This is a genomic window from Bacillus mojavensis, assembly GCF_012648005.1.
Classification (GTDB): Bacteria; Bacillota; Bacilli; order Bacillales; family Bacillaceae; genus Bacillus; species Bacillus mojavensis.
This window is the reverse complement of sequence record NZ_CP051464.1, coordinates 1,825,215-1,841,300: the sequence shown is the minus strand read 5'-3', so window position 1 is coordinate 1,841,300 and position 16,086 is coordinate 1,825,215. Positions and strand designations below refer to the sequence as shown.

Sequence of the window (16,086 nt, the reverse complement as noted above, 5' to 3'; positions counted from 1 at the left end):
CGGCTTTCCATTAAATAAAAAAATGCACCCGCCTGCTGGCTTGTGCACCTTTTACTTTCTGTTATTCCCGCGTTTCCTTACTTTGTTCAGCTTATTAATGTCTTTTTCAATTTTTCTTATACTCCGCTTTTGCGGAATGGCTTTTATTTCACTGTAAACAGCAATAAACCCGCTTAAAGTAACTGCTGCAATATAAACGAAACGGTGTTTAATAAAACGGACAACAAGATCATTGTCACCTGCTTCTTTTTCAAGCCTTTCGATCACATCTTTATCAAACAGCTGATCGACATAAACTTGCTTCATCCCCACTGCAAATCCCGCAGCCAGCCATACAATCAGAAATAAACTGATATACAACATAAAAACCCTTCCTTCCCCGTCTGTATGAGGTGCAGAATTAAAATGCGCCGGTCCATTGTTTGCCGGACGAGCAACTGTCAGATGAACGCTTGTCTTTGTTTTATATTCTTCATTTGGACGGGCAATATGTAATTTCATAATTAACAGTTAGAAATTGAATCCCAAACAGCCACATTTCGTGAACAGCTGTTAACCTGCTTGCACACGGAGCTTTTATAAGAAAGGTTTCAGATAATGGAAGCGGGCATGTCCCGATTCTTGTTCTAAGATAAATTCCTTCATCCCCAGCACCGCTTTTTCTCCGCCTGCTGGTCAGAATCAGGTTCTCTTTGTGATGATAAGGCTTTAAAACGCCTGTCATATTACTGAAAGGAAGCGGCAGAGAAATATTCATGTACCCCTCTCCTTTTGAGCGATATACAGAATACAGCGCGGTGAAAATGGTTTCGTTTTTTTCATTTGTTCTGATCCAGGCACGCACCTTATTTCTTCCGTCTTTTTTTGAATGGACACCTTTTATTGTACTGTGCATCCTATACCAGTCAGGGTTCGTTGACAGGTGTATTTGTCCGGTTCTTTTGCTGATGTATTCATACATTTTCGCAAAGGGCTGAAACCAAGTGCTCCACGTCACTTTTGCTTTTACCTCATAATCTTTCGTCTGTTCATAAAATGAAACAATCAACGGTTTCAAATGCTCCGGTGAAAAATCGTTTGAACGAAGGCTTCTCATATCATCCACAAGTCCGCTATATTGAATGTTATTCTCAGCGTGAATGTTGTGCAAAAAGTTCTTTCCGATCGTTCTCTTTCCGTATATACGGCTGAAAACTTTGACACTCGCATCCGAGGGCTGAGGATTTTCTTTTCTCCATCCTGCTAGAGCCGGCAAAATGACACCGAATGCGTTCACGACACCGTGTATCCAAATCATTTGGCTGATGGTCAGTGTGACTTCTTGCCGAAATACACCGAACGAGTAAACCAAAGAGAAACAGATCGTTATCATTAAAACGAGAGAAGACATTCGGATAAGCACTTTGCCTGTCTTACTGCGAAAAGCTGTCTTAAATATTAAGTATGAGTTGAGATAAAGTGCCGCCATATAGATACCAACCGCCAAGATATCAAGTGTTTTTGAGTATGTTATTCCGAGTGCGATGAGGAGCGGCGACAGTAAAATAATCCATGTCCCCCAACCGTACATAACCCGTTTTTCTCTATGGACTCTGCCAAGTAAACCATTAAAGATCGGGATAAGAAAAGCAGAATAGTGAAAATGAACAGCTGTGAGCAAAATAATGAGAGGACCGAAGTGCAGGATTTGTAAATGTGCAGCATAGGCAAAAAACCAAAATCCCCCTCCTCCCAAATAAACGAGTCCACATAAGATAGATGTTTCTTCTATTCTATGTATTTTTGTTTTCGAAAGCCGTAACATACCATACAGAGCCAACAAAGCAGTGTATATCCACCAGATCAGTGCAAAATACCCGACATCTGTCACAAGGGCTAATACCGCGAAAACAGCTGCTGCAGGATAGATGTGCATCAATAATTTTTCCAAAGATCGAATAGACCTGTGAACCGATTGATGAAAAACAAAAGGAAAAATTTCTGGCACAAAAAAGAGAATGGAAAACAAGACAAGCGCCTCCGCAACTGATATGTCAGGAGCTTCAGATGCAAGAAACCAGATGAAACAAAGCGCACGAATGATGCCGTGTCGTTTTAACATACTTCTCCCTCTGTTTCCTGAAATGTCCCTTTATAATAAAAAAGAGTGCCAAGAATTGCATTTTCCACATGAACTTGAATAGTGAAGCAGTTGTTGCTTTCATCAAACGTTTCGCATACAGTGGAATTACCGCTCAGCCATTTTGGCAAAGGAATCCTTTTCCCGCATATTAATAGCCATTGCTTTCCTGATGTAATGTGGAGAGACCCGTCAGAGAGTGCTTCAAAAGTTAAAACGGACAGCAAAATATGAGGTTGGCCGAAAAAATCAAGTATTCGTTTTTCACTTTCGTCGTATACCATAACTGCATCAAAGAAACGCTTCTTATCTTTAAAGACAAAAGTCCGATTCCATTCAACCCCCGTATGTTCCTGCTCTGTAAGACATGTTCTATTTTTAATTGTAAAAGGGATGTCCTTTCCTCTCTCTGAAAAGAAACATCTAAAAAACACCCCGCACTTCAGCAGCATTCTGACCAAAAAAGAACCTCCGCTTATTTCTGACATCGTTCCTCTTCCGCTGAATGTATGTGACCGGTCTAATTGATAACGTTTCTGCAGCTTGGGATGTAATAGATGATAATTTATAATTGTTTTTTTATAAATTGAACTCACCATTTCACTTCTTTCTTTTTTCGTTCCGTATGCCGAGCGCTTGGAAGCCGGAGACTGATCAAGCCGCTTGCCGCAGTAACCACACTTAATAATAAAGAACATATTCCGGCATCCAGAAAAGCGTAGACAGCAAAGATACAGGCCTGCACAGCATGAAGTATCCATTTTCTCTTTAATGGACTCAGCCATAAAATGCCCAAAACTATTATCGCTGCTCTTGCCATGTTGTTCGTTTCACGATCTGCAAATCCGTGGTAAAACCAAAACAGACTAAAAAACAAGCACGTCAGCATATAGACAAACGCATAACGGATCAATTGTTTCGGATGTTTATTTTGTTCAATCCAAAGTCTCAATGAATCAAAACTCCATGCTGTTGCCCAGCCCATCAGCGGCCGAAATAATAACCGGTCAATCCATCTTCCCAGAAAGCCATATGCCGTTTCATATTGATACTGTGTCATAAAGGTAAGCTTCCCGTTATCATGCTGTATGTATTTCCAATACCCGCTGCCTTTTTTAATCAGGGATAACGGATGGTTGGAGGAAAAGGCCAGGGAGGATACTCTTTGAGAGGAATGCAACTTCGTTCCCGCGGTTTCCCCAGCACCTGACACCTTTAATCCAAAGCCAATTCTTGTCTCGTAAAGAAACCTCTGCGGTTCATTTACGCCTCTATGCAAATACGTAATGTCAGAAAACCGCAGATCCCATTCCTTATGTAGCGCTGGGTTTTGCGTATATTCCCAAAGCTTGTCCAGGTCAGATGTCATCTCGATTTCTACATAAATCGGCTTCTGTTTCACAGCCCCTCTCACCTTCTTTTCAAGAAGTTCCTATATTCATATAGATAGGATAAAAATATGTTATCACTAAAATCTGAGTTCAAAGCCTTCTACATCATCTGAAACCTCCACAGGTATCCCCATAATGGTTTTAGGTTTGGAAACGCAAACAAAACGCATCTCTTCTTTTAGCTGCTGAAATGCGCTTTCATTAACTGCAATTTTGGCCGGTTTTCCCGGACTATTATCAATGGCCGCTTTAATTTTACCGAGCATGCAGAACCCTCCTATTTACAATCTCATCAAGTTAGAAAAAGCAGAGATATCAGCAAAATTACATTAACAACAGCCAAAATGCCTGAAATATATGCTATGCTCTTCCTTTTTCTCCAGAAAAACAGCACATTGGCAAATAACACAACGCTGATCAGTGCATCAAATACCCGCCATGCTAATTGATTTAAAAGAAATCTTTGTTCAAAAAAGCCTATTGCAGCCACACAAATAATGAAGAATGAAAAGATGATAATATATACTTTCCACTCTCTTGCTGTATTTTCGTATTTTCGCATGAGACTTCCACTGCCTTTCATCAATCAATATAACAATAAAAGGATACTCAATTCAATTTTAATCGTGGAATTTATCTATTGAAACACTTGCCGACAACAGGTTCAGCATCATTTATACACACTATGGATATGATTTCGTTAGATGATATAAAATTTGCGTGAAAGTCTAAATTGAATAATGAGGAGAAATATATGGATATCAAGAGAATACATTATGGGATATTACGAAACATATAACATTAGAGGGGCCTATTCAAAACATTTAGGAGACAGTCTCAACTTCATTCGGCATAGCCAAGTGGATTATGCCGAATGATTTTCAGCTGCAGGAAGGATATAAATTTCGCTTACACACCATTTGGACCATCTCCTTGCAAAGTTTGGACGGTTCATGCCCCCGGCGAGCTTTCTTTTGAATGGGATACCGCTGGATGAATTGCTACATTTCAATTAACAGACATAGGGAAAAAACAGAATTTACTCTCATCCTCAGTGGATGGAAAAAGCCGAACGAAATGATTGGTAAAGCTCGGGATAAGATGGATGACTGCTGGACAGGCATGGTGAATCCTTCGCATGGCGGTTCAAGAGTGAGATATTTCATTCCTCATACAGTATAAAAAGAGAGAGCTCCCTCTCTCTTTTACTCTGACAAACTTATATTCCCTGTACTGTATCTCTCAAATCAATCGTAAAACGTCACTGTTTTTGATTTACCAGAGTAATCAGTAACAAAGAATTCTGCCTTGTTATTGCTTCCATCTACAAATTTCCCTATACTGCTAAAGGTATGACATTCTCCGGGTGAAAAATAATTAGAGCCCACATATTCATCAGGGTTGTCACCAGGATCATCCTCATATAGGTGCAGCGATACAGAGAAAGGTGTACTTCCTGAAAGACAAACTCTAAAATCGCCTCCGCTCGAGTATACCGTCGGACTTGAATAAGTATAGGTGTAAGTTCCAAGCTTATCCCACTCTCCGGCTCCAGTAGTTCCCGCTTTTTCTGCATGTGCCGATAATGGAAAAACCGCAGCGAACATGAAAACAGACAGGTATCCTATTAGCTTGTTGAATCTCTTCATTACGATCTCTCCCTTATGATAATAATAGCAAGTTACAGTTATATTTGTATCACCCCCTTTAAATAAAATCGCAGGTAAGTGTAAGGCATTGGAAGCTTCATACGTTTTTATCATCAGCATTTTTTCCTGAAGAAACCACATCATTCTCCATTCGCCTTTGTTTACAAAACATTCAAAACAGACGTATTCTCATTTGAACCGCCATCTTTTATAATTTGTTAATAAGGTTGTACTTCAAACAGGAGGAGGAAAAATATCATGGAATTAAGCGTCACAAAAATGTTAGTTATTTTATTTGTAGGCTTTTTAGTGTTTGGTCCTGATAAGCTGCCTGCGCTTGGCCGGGCCGCTGGAAAAGCCTTATCAGAATTTAAAAAAGCGACCAGCGGATTGACTCAAGACATAAGAAGTAGTGGTTCAGAAAACAAAGAAGACAAGCAAATGTAAGATAAAATGATTTGGCGGCCGATGAACATCGGCTTTTTATATTGATTTGTTTCTGCGCGATCCCTCAGTTTTCCTCTGATTACCCTCAATTTTTTTTGGACAGCCCTTTTTTGAGTTTGTGATTTAAACTGTCCAATCCGTAAAATCTAACTTCCATATAATAAAGCGTATGATCATAAAAGGAGGGGTATTTATGGGTTATTTCAAAAAATATAAAGAAGAGTATTATACGGTTAAAAAAACGTATTACAAGAAGTATTACGACTATGACAAAAAATATTCTGATCACCATGACAAAAAAGATTATTACTGTGATTATGACAAAAAACATTATGATCACGACAAAAAAGACTATGACTACGTTGTAGAGTATAAAAAACGTAAGAAACACTGCTAATACTCCATTTAATCTCCTCAATTTTGCTTCCCCGGTCAATGGCCGGGGGTTTTTTTGCAGAAAAAACTAAGCTTCAATGTCTATATGAATCATAGGTCTAATGTTATTTGCTCCTTAATGCCGATTTTTTAATAAAAATTGAATATTTAGTACATAGTTTAATTAGTTTTATTATAGATCTATGGTGTCAATTTATAAACATAACCCATTCATAAACATGAGATTTTAACGATTTTGTCGATTTATCTTAATAAAAGAAGTTCCAAAATAAGGTATAATAATTGCGAAACCACTTTTAAAAGGGGGAATTTTGTTGAAAAAAGTATTGATTGCAGGTGCAGTAGGAACAGCTATTCTTTTCGGAACCATTTCTTCAGGTGTTCCAGGTCTTCCAGGAGCAGACACTCAAGTAGCCAAAGCGGCTTCCCAGCTACCTAAGGGAATCGGCGGACGTGCCTACCTGAACAGCACAGGCGCTGTTTTCACGGCTAAAATTAAGCTTCCCGACACAGTGAACATCCAAGACTCTGTCTCTACCCCTTATATTTATTCAGGCTTTAGCGCAAAAAACGGAACTGAGGCAGATATTGGTCTTCAGTACAGCAAACAATACAACGTATGGAAACCGCTCATGAAAGTCGGTTCTAAAAATGATGAAACGTATATCGAAGGAAAAGAGAAATTCACTTACAATAAAGGGTTTCGTCCCGGAAGCACAGTGCAAATGACGATCTACAAAAACTTGAACGGGAATACTCGCATGACCCTCTGGGGAACGAACAATGATGGCTATACCGGACGTATTATCATGGAAATCCAAGGAACCAACATTGGCACTCTATCGAAATGGAAAACACTCGCCACCGCTGCGGTTTCATCTGAAAGCCAGCGCTCTGCCATTAAAGCAACTTTTTCAACAACTTTTAACAATATTACAATCGACAATAAAGCAGTGACACCTGTCGTAGATACACAGGATTTTGCAAAAGTCCTCCCTTCTGGAAATAACGTTACGATTTCTGTTAATAAATAAAGAAGCATCAAAAGGCCGCTGGCAATGACGGCGGCCTTTTTTTCGTTGTAAAACCTGAACACTTCATTTGTCCTCAGAAGCCTGATAAATAGAAATCCTTATACACTCACACCGATTAAAATAATTAATCTCATTCCATACCATGTCGCTATTTTCCACATTTCCTCCTGTATTACTTAAAGATCTACCTTTTTTTGTTTAGCTGAAAGGTTTTCGAAATAGTTACATTCTTTACATGCCATCCACTGTAGATCTGTTCTTATTTTGCATTTCAGATATTTGCTATTCCGCTCTCCTCCAAATAGCTTTTTCTTTCCACTTCCACCTAAACCACACACCAAATCTTTAACATTTTGCTGCTTCACAATCCCCTTTTTGATTTTCATATACCAATCCAGTACAATATTCAAAAACCAAAAGGATGATGAACATGTGTGGCAGATTCACCTTATTCTCAGCATTTGAAGACATCATTGAGCAATTCAACATAGATCACTTCTTGCCTGAAGACGAATATCAACCAAGCTATAATATCGCGCCATCACAAAACATTCTTACTATTATTAATGATGGATCAAGCAACCGCCTTGGAAAATTAAGATGGGGTCTCATTCCTCCTTGGGCTAAAGATGAAAAGATCGGTTATAAAATGATCAATGCTCGTGCTGAAACATTGGCCGAGAAACCCAGCTTTCGAAAGCCACTTGTAAGTAAACGTTGTATCATCCCAGCTGACAGTTTTTATGAATGGAAACGCCTTGATCCAAAAACTAAGATTCCTATGAGAATCAAGCTGAAATCATCCAATCTTTTCGCTTTTGCCGGCTTATACGAAAAATGGAATACACCTGAAGGTCATCCGCTCTACACTTGCACAATCATTACGACAAAACCTAATGAGCTTATGGAGGACATCCATGATCGAATGCCGGTTATTTTGAGTTGCGAACATGAGAAAGAATGGCTGAACCCTAAAAATACAGATCCCGATTATCTCAAAAGCTTACTGCTGCCATATGATGATGATGACATGGAAGCATACCAGGTTTCATCATTCGTTAACTCACCTAAAAACAATTCACCTGAGCTTATTGAACCCCATTGAGCACCGCTGCTAGATTGCTTTATATATCACCTTCGGCCTAAGCTTTATAAAACGAACGTGTACATGATTTAAAAACAATCCCTTATGTGCCATGCGTTATATTTTTACCCCAATGGTTCAGTTATCCGTAAAATTTCTAAATTGAATCGATTAAAGATATTGAGCATTTCTCTGTAATGAGAAATGCTTTTTTCTTGCCCACAGTGAAAAAGATAGCTCTAAAACAACAAGAAAATCATCTATTTCAATATTTTTTTATTGTAAAACGATAAATAATGTGCTACATTCAAATCGACAATATTAGGTGAGGTGCTTTTTATGAAACGAGGATCAACACTCTTTTTAAGGATAGCTGTTATTCTGATTGGGATTCCAGTTCTTGCTTTGTGCATATTTTTGGTGCCAGAGATAGCGAACTTTGCAGCGGAATTGTATCCAGATATTTCTTATCTAAAATATCTCGTTTATATCGATTTGTATGCAGCGGCAATACCTTTTTATTTCGCTCTGTATCAAGCCTTTACACTTTTAAGCTATATTGACCGGAATAAAGCTTTCTCGGAATTATCAGTAAGAGCTTTAAAGAAAATAAAATACAGTGCAATCACAATCAGTCTTTTACTTGTGGCAGGCATGCCACTCTTCTATCTCATCGCGGAGATGGACGACGCTCCAGGTATTATACTAATCGGATTGGTCCTTATTTTTGCCTCAATGGTTATCGCAGTCTTTGCTGCTGTTCTCCAAAGGCTTTTGCAAGAAGCTATAGATATAAAATCAGAAAATGATTTAACAGTCTGAGGTGAAAACAATGGCAATTATAATCAATATTGATGTGATGCTGGCTAAAAGGAAAATGAGCGTAACGGAACTGTCCGAGAAGGTTGGAATCACGATGGCTAATCTTTCTATATTGAAAAATGGAAAGGCAAAGGCCATTCGATTATCAACTTTAGAGGCGATTTGTAAGGCTTTAGAATGTCAACCAGGAGATATATTGGAATACCAGGGTGATGAAGACACCCATGATTAATAAAGCAGGAATCATTATGAATGGAAAAGATAATGACTCGGCGGTGATTCTATGCACATAACCCTATGTCTATTTAGCTAACTTTGGAGGCAAAAATTCATGAAAGCATTTAAACAGCTCATTTTTTTTGGCTGGGAGCAGGCCCTATCATGTCTGTTTCCTGTCGTTATTTTTGCCTCTTTGGCAATTACACAAATCATACCGCTTCCCTTCCTGCCACGGTATGACTGGCTGCTCATCATCTGCCTCTTCATGCAATTGTGGATGGTATATTCTGGACTTGAAACTCAGGATGAATTAAAGGTAATCACAATGTTCCACCTGATTGGACTTGCTCTTGAACTTTTCAAGGTACATATGGGCTCCTGGTCTTATCCAGAGCAGGGATATTCCAAAATTTTTGGAGTGCCTTTGTATAGCGGCTTCATGTACGCAAGTGTAGCCAGTTATCTTTGCCAGGCATGGAGAAGGCTTAAGGTTGAACTGGTTAAGTGGCCGCCGTTTTGGGCCGTGGTACCTCTTGCCGCTGCGATTTATTTGAATTTTTTCATCCACCATTATTGGATTGACGTCCGCTTTTGGTTATCCGGACTAGTCATGATCGTCTTTTGGCAATCATGGGTCACATACGAGGTGAATGGAACTCGTTATCGTATGCCACTCGCCCTTTCATTTATGCTCATCGGATTTTTTATATGGATAGCTGAAAATATCGCAACGTTTTTTGGGGCTTGGGAATACCCAAACCAAACCGATGCATGGAGTCTTGTTCATCTAGGAAAAGTGAGTTCATGGCTCTTGTTAGTGATTGTCAGCTTTCTTATAGTCGCAACGTTAAAACAAGTGAAGGGGAAAAATTCCACCAGGGTAGATACTAGTCCATTTTTATAATTGTTAAGAATCTTCTTTTATAAAAGTCGGATCCTACATAGTAAGGAATTGGCATACGAAATTCTGAATAAGATAAACTGTAAAAAGCAACGTTTAATTTGTTGCTTTTTTCTTTATAAATAGCTGCCGGAAAAATAGAGGGCTATTTCAGTAAGATTTCGACCACAGTAATGATTTAATCAACATCAGCTTTCGTTTAGAGAGCTCAGTCGTTTGGACTTAATCTTATGTCTTTCTAACTCAACCTCCATAAAGGAAGTCGTCAGGTTGAATAAGGTGAATGAATAGCTTATGTCATTTAACGCTCGGCATTTATTTCTTTTGGAAGCTGTGATGGCGCTTTGGGAACTTTTCGCAGTTTGTTATTGATGACATCAGAGGAATAAAGTGTAACAATCATACTTCCCTCATTTCGTTTGGCCCGAATTAAGACCGGTTGGTTATATTGATTATGAAAGCGAAAGTCAGGGCCTCCCCAGCTTACTGTGGCATCACGTCCGGACGGCACATATGGTACGCTTCTTGTATGAGAATAGCGCTGAACGATTTGCAGCCCCGCACGATCGACAGCATTAAATAAAGTTGATGACACCTGACAAATTCCCCCACCTACACCTTCAGACAACTCACCCTTCACAATAATAGGCGCTCGCATGTAACCTTTGTCCTGCGTTCTCATCCCAACAACTTGATTAAAAGAAAACGTCTCATTAGGAAAAACAACATGATTGTCAATTGCTTTTGCAGAAAGGGAAATATTGTGTGATCGGCTTTTATTGCTTGAATTAAAATAAGTTACATACTGGCCTAGCTGCTGCGTACTGATGTGAGCAAGCAACTCGCTGTCAACTTTCGGATAAATGTTTAATTCCGGCACTTCTATATTGGATGGGCCATGACCAAAGAAATAGGCGTAAAATTTCTCCTTAAACGCCTGTTGATAAAGTCTGTAACCCATTTTCCCAGGGATGATGATTCCTTGATCGTTAAGCTTGGCGTTTATGGGCTCCCGGTAAATTTGTTGATCAAGCCGTTTGATGAACTTACAGTATTTTTTATGATCAATCATTGGGGTCCCGGGAAGAGGCATCGTAAAATCTTCGCGGTGAACAGTAGCAATCGTCCGTCCTTGTTGTGTGATTGTTAAACTGTCAGATGGCTCGCTTGGCTGAGCTAATAATAAAAGGCCGGTGATCCAAATTTGTATCATAAGTCGGCACCTCCCGACAATTAGTATGAGCAGGAGCTTATCCTTTGATGTATTTCAACTTATCATAGCGTTCTCAAGCGCCTGGTCTTTGTTTGAACACAAAAGTCAAAGCAAACAATCAGTGCCCTCGCTAAGAAAGCTTGAACAATTGTAATTGCAATTCTTTTGCTTAAGAGATTTTAGTCAATGTCTGCTTCAGCATCCACCATATCTCTTCACTACCCATTGGCTGACATCAAAACAAATGTCATTAGCAGTACTATCTGATCCTCGGTCACCGTATCGATCCTCATCTCTTTACAAGCCTTGTGTATCAGTTGCTCGAAGTAAAGAAATCAAAAGTGAACAATCCGCAAAAAAAGAATTAAAAACGAGAGTACTGACAGCTTCGGCCGTCGATTAGCATCTACTCGTTAGATGAAGTGTTTGCTGTTGAATGATTTCAGTTAAGGTTGAATAAAATCAAATTGAAAGCATCCAACCATTGATATTAAGAATTTATTGAACGGCTAAATGCGCTATATACTACTCTATAAGAAGGAAGGAAGCGTCGATGACAAAGCTTTGCCGAGAAGTTTGGATCGAAGTAAATCTTGATGCCATAAAAAAAAATGTGCGAGCAATACGCCATCATATACCAAAAAAGAGCAAAATTATGGCTGTCGTGAAAGCGAACGGTTATGGTCATGGGTCAGTAGAAGTGGCGCGACATGCACTGGAACACGGGGCGAGTGAGCTCGCTGTGGCCAGCGTAGAGGAAGGAATCGTTTTACGAAAAGCGGGAATTACAGCACCGATCCTTGTGCTTGGTTTTACATCCCTTAGTTGTGTGAAAAAGTCAGCAGCTTGGAATATAGAATTATCAGCATTTCAGGTTGATTGGATTAAAAAAGCTAACAGAATATTGGAAAACGAAGAGAGTACTAGTCGTTTGGGTATTCATATAAATGTGGATACTGGAATGGGTCGATTAGGTGTACGCACAAAAGAAAAGCTTTTAGTAGTAGTGGAAGCATTAACAGAAAGTAAATTCCTAAGATGGTCAGGTATCTTTACACATTTTTCTACAGCTGATGAAGCTGACACCACACTAACTAAGCTACAGCATGAAAAATTCATCAATTTTCTCAGCTTTCTAAAGAACCGCGGCATTGAACTGCCCACCGTGCACATGAGCAACACGGCTGCAGCTATCGCTTTTCCTGAATATAGTGCTGATATGATTCGTTTAGGTATCGGTTTATATGGTTTATATCCTTCAGACTATATCAAACAACTAAACCTCGTTAAGCTCGAACCTGCATTAAGTTTAAAGGCGCGCATCGCTTATGTGAAAACCATGCGGACAGAACCCCGAACCATTAGTTATGGTGCTACATACATCGCAGAACCCGAAGAAGTCATTGCTACACTCCCGGTCGGCTATGCTGACGGTTATTCTCGCGCACTTTCCAATCGCGGGTTTGTTCTTCATCGCGGAAAACGAGTGCCGGTGGTAGGAAGAGTGACAATGGATATGATCATGGTTAGTTTAGGAGAGAGTGAAGGCAAACAAGGAGAGGAAGTTGTGATTTACGGTCATCAAAAGGGAGCTGAGATTCCCGTTGATGAAGTTGCTGAAATGCTTAATACGATCAACTATGAAGTGGTGTCTACATTAAGCCGCCGTGTCCCCCGTTTTTATATAAGAGATGGCGAAATTTTCAAGGTATCAACTCCAGTAATGTACGTGTAGATTTTTTGCTTAATAAGAGGGATTCATTTCTACACACTTATCCCCTATCTCTTGCAATTTAAAAAAGAGTATCACAATATCAATGGGGAATTTTAGATTTATTTTTCGATTGATATTGTGATACTTACGTTACTTAGCTGCTGTCTTTGCCTTGTTTTGCAGAAAAATTGAGTACCAGATCCAAAAGATTACAGCAAATGAGATGCTCAATAAGTAAATTTCGTATTCCATTAGAAAGTCTAAGGTATTTTTTGAGTCAGTTATCACAGCAAAGAATAACCATACTAAGAAGGAAAAGAATATGTATATGAGTAAATAATTGAGGTTAAACCTTTTTGGCTTGCGATTTAAGAAATATTGAACAGGTGCCGCAAACATTAAATATAAGATATAGAGAATAACACTTATTAAGAAGTATGGAATGTAGCCATCATGATTAATGCCAAAAACATAAACAACAGCGGCTGATAACGCTGACAAGACATGAACAAATATGATCCTTAAAACTTGCATGTTATTACCCCATTCATAACGTAACGTAAGCTTCCTCAACATTGTCTAGATCTCTCCAACTTTAAAATACATGTTTTATTCAGTTAATTAGATTTGGTCTTCATCACATTTTCGATGTCTTTTACATATTCATAAATAGATTATAGTCTTGAAGTGTCTCATGTTTTTCATTTAAAGTTTTTTCCGTATATATAGAAGCATGTTTTCATTTAACGTTGTCATAAAGTTACTTCCCTCTCTAAAACTGTTTTACCCTTAAACAATTTGAAATACAACATATATAGCAACTTCAGCTAAAAGCAAATAAATCATATATCTAGCATAATTAAACACATCATCATCAACATTTTTTTGTCTTTTAAAAGTCCACGCAAATAACCCTAATACAGTTAACGCTACGATAATCTCTATTGTTAAAATTAACATACCTACCTCCTGAATAGTTACCTAAATTTAGACAGACTAGAGCTCCTTTAAAAATATATTTACTTTGTTTCTTCAAAGTGATAAAAACAATAAATTGAATTGCGACCTTTATCTATAAAGTATGTATCCTGAATTAAGAAATTTATATAGCAATCTATCTTGAGTAAGGTTAAGATTTTCATGGTAATCCCTCCGCACTTTTCCTTTATTATACAAAGAGATTATGTTTAATTAAACTGCTGTTTATTCAGATGCCAAACACTTGGATGTCTTTCTTTTTCTTAAGCTATTGAATAATATTTTGTTGAATTATTACAGCAGATATTAATATTAGAGTACCGACAATAACCAACAAAAAAAGACCGCGAACAGCGCTCCTGTACCCGGCACAATCTCTTCATAGGAAATAAACGTTCCTCAGTACACTGTCCCTCGAAAAGTTAATTCCTCTGGAAAAGCTTCATAAAAGAAAGTGATAAACATATTTACCGCAACTAAATGGATAAAGAAATGAAATGGTGTAATTTGCTACAGTCTATTAAATGAGCGATTGTGAATCCTGATCCGGAAAGAATGTAGCAAAAAACAAATACGACCGTTTCCCTACCGAGCAAGATAGTTTCTAATTTACATTAACGACTGTCGCCTACTGCACCAATTCCTTTAAAATCAAGATTTCAGCCTTTTATGACCCATAATTCATTTCCAAAACATCTTCCATTTAACATACAACACATGTATATAAAAGTAAATGGAGTGGGTATAATTGAATCTTAAAAAAATTTTATTGAGTTCTGGTTTATCATTTGGCATGCTAATTTCCGCGGTTCCTGCATTAGCAGCTATACTTTTCCCCTAATGATTACTCAATCGGGTTTTACATGGCTATATATACAAAAGTTATTAAAACTTAAGGAGCTTTTCAGCTCCTTTTTCACTTGTTTTAAACAAGATATTTCTTCCTATGCGGTCTTTTATGTATGAAATCAAATGCCACTGTTTGTTGCAACAATTACTTAACCATTTTTTTAATCCTCAATGTTCCCGACTGAATGACCCTTATTGTAGAATAAGTACTGATCTATCATTATATTGAAAAACGATGGACGCTCTATACTCAGAGATAAAGAAACTGTTTGATGAAATGGAAAGGATCAAGAAGTTCTTGCAAATTACAGTTTATTAGAAGAACGACACAAGATGTTGCTGCATTCCTCACGAGGAGAACCGTCATAAACTTACAGGATTCTAGTAAATAGATTCGTTATTATCATTATTTTGACCGATGTTCCCCTTTAAAAGAATCATGTATGATCGACATAGAAAACGCTTTCAAAAGAAAGGGGATACCAACATGTCTAATCGTATGAAACGAGTGTTGTTGCTTCTTGTTACTGGGTTGTTTATGAGTTTGTCTGCATTCACTTCTACTGCCTCGGCTCAAACAGGTGGATCGTTTTTTGACCCTTTTAATGGCTACAACTCTGGATTTTGGCAAAAAGCAAATGGTTATTCGAATGGAAATATGTTCAACTGTACTTGGCGTGCAAATAACGTATCAATGACGCCATTAGGGGAAATGCGTTTGGCGCTAACAAGTCCATCTTATAACAAGTTTGACTGCGGGGAAAACCGCTCTGTTCAAACATATGGCTATGGACTTTATGAAGTCAGGATGAAACCAGCTAAAAACGTAGGAATTGTTTCATCGTTCTTCACTTACACAGGTCCAACGGATGGAACTCCTTGGGATGAGATTGATATCGAATTTTTAGGAAAAGACACAACAAAGGTTCAATTTAACTATTATACAAATGGTGTAGGAAACCATGAGAAGCTCGTGAATCTCGGATTTGATGCTGCCAACGCCTATCATACGTATGCGTTCGATTGGCAGCCAAACTCTATTAAATGGTATGTCGATGGGCAATTAAAACATACTGCGACAAGCCAAATTCCGACAACACCAGGTAAGATCATGATGAACTTGTGGAATGGTACGGGTGTAGATGAATGGCTCGGTTCCTACAATGGTGTGACACCGCTATACGCTCATTACGACTGGGTGCGCTATACAAAAAAATAATGTCAAATGTGATAAGAGCCTGCTGCCGCAATCTAGCCAGGCTCTTATGAT

20 protein-coding genes and 3 pseudogenes are annotated in these 16,086 nt (G+C 38.5%); 12 read left to right on the top strand and 11 right to left on the bottom strand.

Going from position 1 to position 16,086, the window contains the following annotated elements; translation table 11 throughout:
- Positions 1-51: 51 nt before the first annotated feature.
- The 6 genes from HC660_RS09550 to HC660_RS09525 all read right to left on the bottom strand — a co-directional run bounded on the left by HC660_RS09550 (position 52) and on the right by HC660_RS09525 (position 4,072).
- Positions 52-363 (bottom strand): hypothetical protein, encoded by a 312-nt coding sequence (locus tag HC660_RS09550; RefSeq protein ID WP_168747937.1) that lies wholly within the window; start codon positions 361-363, stop codon positions 52-54.
- A 109-nt stretch (positions 364-472) separates the two neighbouring features.
- On the bottom strand, positions 473-2,101 hold the full coding sequence (locus tag HC660_RS09545) for a YndJ family protein (protein ID WP_168747936.1): 1,629 nt from the start codon (positions 2,099-2,101) through the stop codon (positions 473-475).
- Entirely contained in the window at positions 2,095-2,715 is a 621-nt protein-coding gene (locus tag HC660_RS09540) for a DUF4166 domain-containing protein (RefSeq protein ID WP_168747935.1), read from the bottom strand. Before HC660_RS09540 ends, HC660_RS09545 begins: the two co-directional genes overlap by 7 nt.
- A complete protein-coding gene (locus HC660_RS09535; protein ID WP_168747934.1) occupies positions 2,712-3,521 on the bottom strand; it encodes a hypothetical protein in 810 nt (269 codons plus the stop codon). The genes HC660_RS09540 and HC660_RS09535 overlap by 4 nt, the downstream gene beginning before the upstream one ends.
- Positions 3,522-3,587: 66 nt before the next feature.
- Positions 3,588-3,776: a hypothetical protein gene (locus tag HC660_RS09530; RefSeq protein ID WP_010334394.1), complete on the bottom strand. Its 189-nt coding sequence runs from the start codon at positions 3,774-3,776 to the stop codon at positions 3,588-3,590.
- Between the two features lie 26 nt (positions 3,777-3,802).
- Complete coding sequence (locus HC660_RS09525) at positions 3,803-4,072, bottom strand: hypothetical protein (protein WP_010334393.1); 270 nt, start codon at positions 4,070-4,072, stop codon at positions 3,803-3,805.
- A 188-nt stretch (positions 4,073-4,260) separates the two neighbouring features.
- Between HC660_RS09525 and HC660_RS21040 the strand changes: the two are divergent.
- Positions 4,261-4,692, top strand: a pseudogene (locus HC660_RS21040) (SRPBCC family protein).
- 65 nt (positions 4,693-4,757) lie between these two features.
- On the opposite strand, the gene HC660_RS09520 reads toward HC660_RS21040, so the two are convergent.
- A complete protein-coding gene (locus HC660_RS09520; protein WP_168749435.1) occupies positions 4,758-5,159 on the bottom strand; it encodes a YndA family protein in 402 nt (133 codons plus the stop codon).
- A 258-nt stretch (positions 5,160-5,417) separates the two neighbouring features.
- Between HC660_RS09520 and HC660_RS09515 the strand changes: the two genes are divergently transcribed.
- The 3 genes from HC660_RS09515 to HC660_RS09505 all read left to right on the top strand — a co-directional run bounded on the left by HC660_RS09515 (position 5,418) and on the right by HC660_RS09505 (position 7,036).
- On the top strand, positions 5,418-5,606 hold the full coding sequence (locus HC660_RS09515) for a twin-arginine translocase TatAC (protein WP_168747933.1): 189 nt from the start codon (positions 5,418-5,420) through the stop codon (positions 5,604-5,606).
- A 193-nt stretch (positions 5,607-5,799) separates the two neighbouring features.
- Positions 5,800-6,003 (top strand): spore coat protein CotC, encoded by a 204-nt coding sequence (gene cotC, locus HC660_RS09510; protein ID WP_168747932.1) that lies wholly within the window; start codon positions 5,800-5,802, stop codon positions 6,001-6,003.
- Between the two features lie 310 nt (positions 6,004-6,313).
- The gene (locus tag HC660_RS09505; protein ID WP_168747931.1) at positions 6,314-7,036 is read left to right on the top strand and encodes a YrpD family protein; all 723 of its coding nucleotides are present in this window, start codon (positions 6,314-6,316) and stop codon (positions 7,034-7,036) included.
- 176 nt (positions 7,037-7,212) lie between these two features.
- Here the strand turns inward: HC660_RS09505 and HC660_RS09500 are convergent, their stop codons facing one another.
- Positions 7,213-7,422: a hypothetical protein gene (locus HC660_RS09500; protein ID WP_168747930.1), complete on the bottom strand. Its 210-nt coding sequence runs from the start codon at positions 7,420-7,422 to the stop codon at positions 7,213-7,215.
- A 44-nt stretch (positions 7,423-7,466) separates the two neighbouring features.
- On the opposite strand from HC660_RS09500, the gene HC660_RS09495 reads away from it, so the two are divergent.
- The 4 genes from HC660_RS09495 (at position 7,467) to HC660_RS09480 (ending at position 10,065) form a co-directional block, all read left to right on the top strand.
- Positions 7,467-8,141: an SOS response-associated peptidase gene (locus tag HC660_RS09495; protein ID WP_168747929.1), complete on the top strand. Its 675-nt coding sequence runs from the start codon at positions 7,467-7,469 to the stop codon at positions 8,139-8,141.
- Between the two features lie 318 nt (positions 8,142-8,459).
- Positions 8,460-8,942, top strand: a complete 483-nt coding sequence (locus HC660_RS09490; RefSeq protein ID WP_168747928.1) for a DUF2975 domain-containing protein — start codon at positions 8,460-8,462, stop codon at positions 8,940-8,942.
- Between the two features lie 10 nt (positions 8,943-8,952).
- Positions 8,953-9,174, top strand: coding sequence for a helix-turn-helix domain-containing protein (locus HC660_RS09485; RefSeq protein ID WP_168747927.1), 222 nt, complete (start codon positions 8,953-8,955; stop codon positions 9,172-9,174).
- 99 nt (positions 9,175-9,273) lie between these two features.
- A complete protein-coding gene (locus HC660_RS09480; RefSeq protein ID WP_168747926.1) occupies positions 9,274-10,065 on the top strand; it encodes a DUF817 domain-containing protein in 792 nt (263 codons plus the stop codon).
- Positions 10,066-10,363: 298 nt separating this feature from the next.
- On the opposite strand, the gene HC660_RS09475 is transcribed toward HC660_RS09480, so the two are convergent.
- The gene (locus HC660_RS09475) at positions 10,364-11,275 is read right to left on the bottom strand and encodes a VanW family protein (protein ID WP_168747925.1); all 912 of its coding nucleotides are present in this window, start codon (positions 11,273-11,275) and stop codon (positions 10,364-10,366) included.
- A 553-nt stretch (positions 11,276-11,828) separates the two neighbouring features.
- On the opposite strand from HC660_RS09475, the gene alr reads away from it, so the two are divergent.
- Complete coding sequence (gene alr / locus HC660_RS09470; protein WP_168747924.1) at positions 11,829-13,010, top strand: alanine racemase; 1,182 nt, start codon at positions 11,829-11,831, stop codon at positions 13,008-13,010.
- A 129-nt stretch (positions 13,011-13,139) separates the two neighbouring features.
- Here the strand turns inward: alr and HC660_RS09465 are convergent, their stop codons facing one another.
- Both HC660_RS09465 and HC660_RS09460 read right to left on the bottom strand, forming a co-directional pair.
- Complete coding sequence (locus tag HC660_RS09465) at positions 13,140-13,523, bottom strand: UPF0715 family protein (protein WP_168749433.1); 384 nt, start codon at positions 13,521-13,523, stop codon at positions 13,140-13,142.
- Positions 13,524-13,778: 255 nt separating this feature from the next.
- Positions 13,779-13,949 (bottom strand): hypothetical protein, encoded by a 171-nt coding sequence (locus tag HC660_RS09460; RefSeq protein ID WP_168747923.1) that lies wholly within the window; start codon positions 13,947-13,949, stop codon positions 13,779-13,781.
- A 766-nt stretch (positions 13,950-14,715) separates the two neighbouring features.
- Between HC660_RS09460 and HC660_RS21370 the strand changes: the two are divergent.
- The 3 genes and pseudogenes from HC660_RS21370 to bglS all read left to right on the top strand — a co-directional run.
- Positions 14,716-14,793 (top strand): annotated as a pseudogene (locus HC660_RS21370) (hypothetical protein); the annotation flags it as partial.
- A 270-nt stretch (positions 14,794-15,063) separates the two neighbouring features.
- Positions 15,064-15,179: pseudogene (locus HC660_RS09455) on the top strand (response regulator aspartate phosphatase); the annotation flags it as partial.
- 124 nt (positions 15,180-15,303) lie between these two features.
- Complete coding sequence (bglS, locus tag HC660_RS09450) at positions 15,304-16,035, top strand: beta-glucanase (RefSeq protein ID WP_168747922.1); 732 nt, start codon at positions 15,304-15,306, stop codon at positions 16,033-16,035.
- Positions 16,036-16,086 lie beyond the last annotated feature (51 nt).

Coding starts and splice junctions, on each gene's coding strand:
- HC660_RS09460 (WP_168747923.1), bottom strand. CDS start 13,949: ATGTTAATTTTAACAATAGAGATTATCGTAGCGTTAACTGTATTAGGG.
- bglS (WP_168747922.1), top strand. CDS start 15,304: ATGTCTAATCGTATGAAACGAGTGTTGTTGCTTCTTGTTACTGGGTTG.
- alr (WP_168747924.1), top strand. CDS start 11,829: ATGACAAAGCTTTGCCGAGAAGTTTGGATCGAAGTAAATCTTGATGCC.
- HC660_RS09495 (WP_168747929.1), top strand. CDS start 7,467: ATGTGTGGCAGATTCACCTTATTCTCAGCATTTGAAGACATCATTGAG.
- HC660_RS09525 (WP_010334393.1), bottom strand. CDS start 4,072: ATGCGAAAATACGAAAATACAGCAAGAGAGTGGAAAGTATATATTATC.
- HC660_RS09500 (WP_168747930.1), bottom strand. CDS start 7,422: ATGAAAATCAAAAAGGGGATTGTGAAGCAGCAAAATGTTAAAGATTTG.
- cotC (WP_168747932.1), top strand. CDS start 5,800: ATGGGTTATTTCAAAAAATATAAAGAAGAGTATTATACGGTTAAAAAA.
- HC660_RS09545 (WP_168747936.1), bottom strand. CDS start 2,101: ATGTTAAAACGACACGGCATCATTCGTGCGCTTTGTTTCATCTGGTTT.
- HC660_RS09520 (WP_168749435.1), bottom strand. CDS start 5,159: ATGAAGAGATTCAACAAGCTAATAGGATACCTGTCTGTTTTCATGTTC.
- HC660_RS09490 (WP_168747928.1), top strand. CDS start 8,460: ATGAAACGAGGATCAACACTCTTTTTAAGGATAGCTGTTATTCTGATT.
- HC660_RS09550 (WP_168747937.1), bottom strand. CDS start 363: ATGTTGTATATCAGTTTATTTCTGATTGTATGGCTGGCTGCGGGATTT.
- HC660_RS09465 (WP_168749433.1), bottom strand. CDS start 13,523: ATGCAAGTTTTAAGGATCATATTTGTTCATGTCTTGTCAGCGTTATCA.
- HC660_RS09475 (WP_168747925.1), bottom strand. CDS start 11,275: ATGATACAAATTTGGATCACCGGCCTTTTATTATTAGCTCAGCCAAGC.
- HC660_RS09485 (WP_168747927.1), top strand. CDS start 8,953: ATGGCAATTATAATCAATATTGATGTGATGCTGGCTAAAAGGAAAATG.
- HC660_RS09480 (WP_168747926.1), top strand. CDS start 9,274: ATGAAAGCATTTAAACAGCTCATTTTTTTTGGCTGGGAGCAGGCCCTA.
- HC660_RS09530 (WP_010334394.1), bottom strand. CDS start 3,776: ATGCTCGGTAAAATTAAAGCGGCCATTGATAATAGTCCGGGAAAACCG.
- HC660_RS09515 (WP_168747933.1), top strand. CDS start 5,418: ATGGAATTAAGCGTCACAAAAATGTTAGTTATTTTATTTGTAGGCTTT.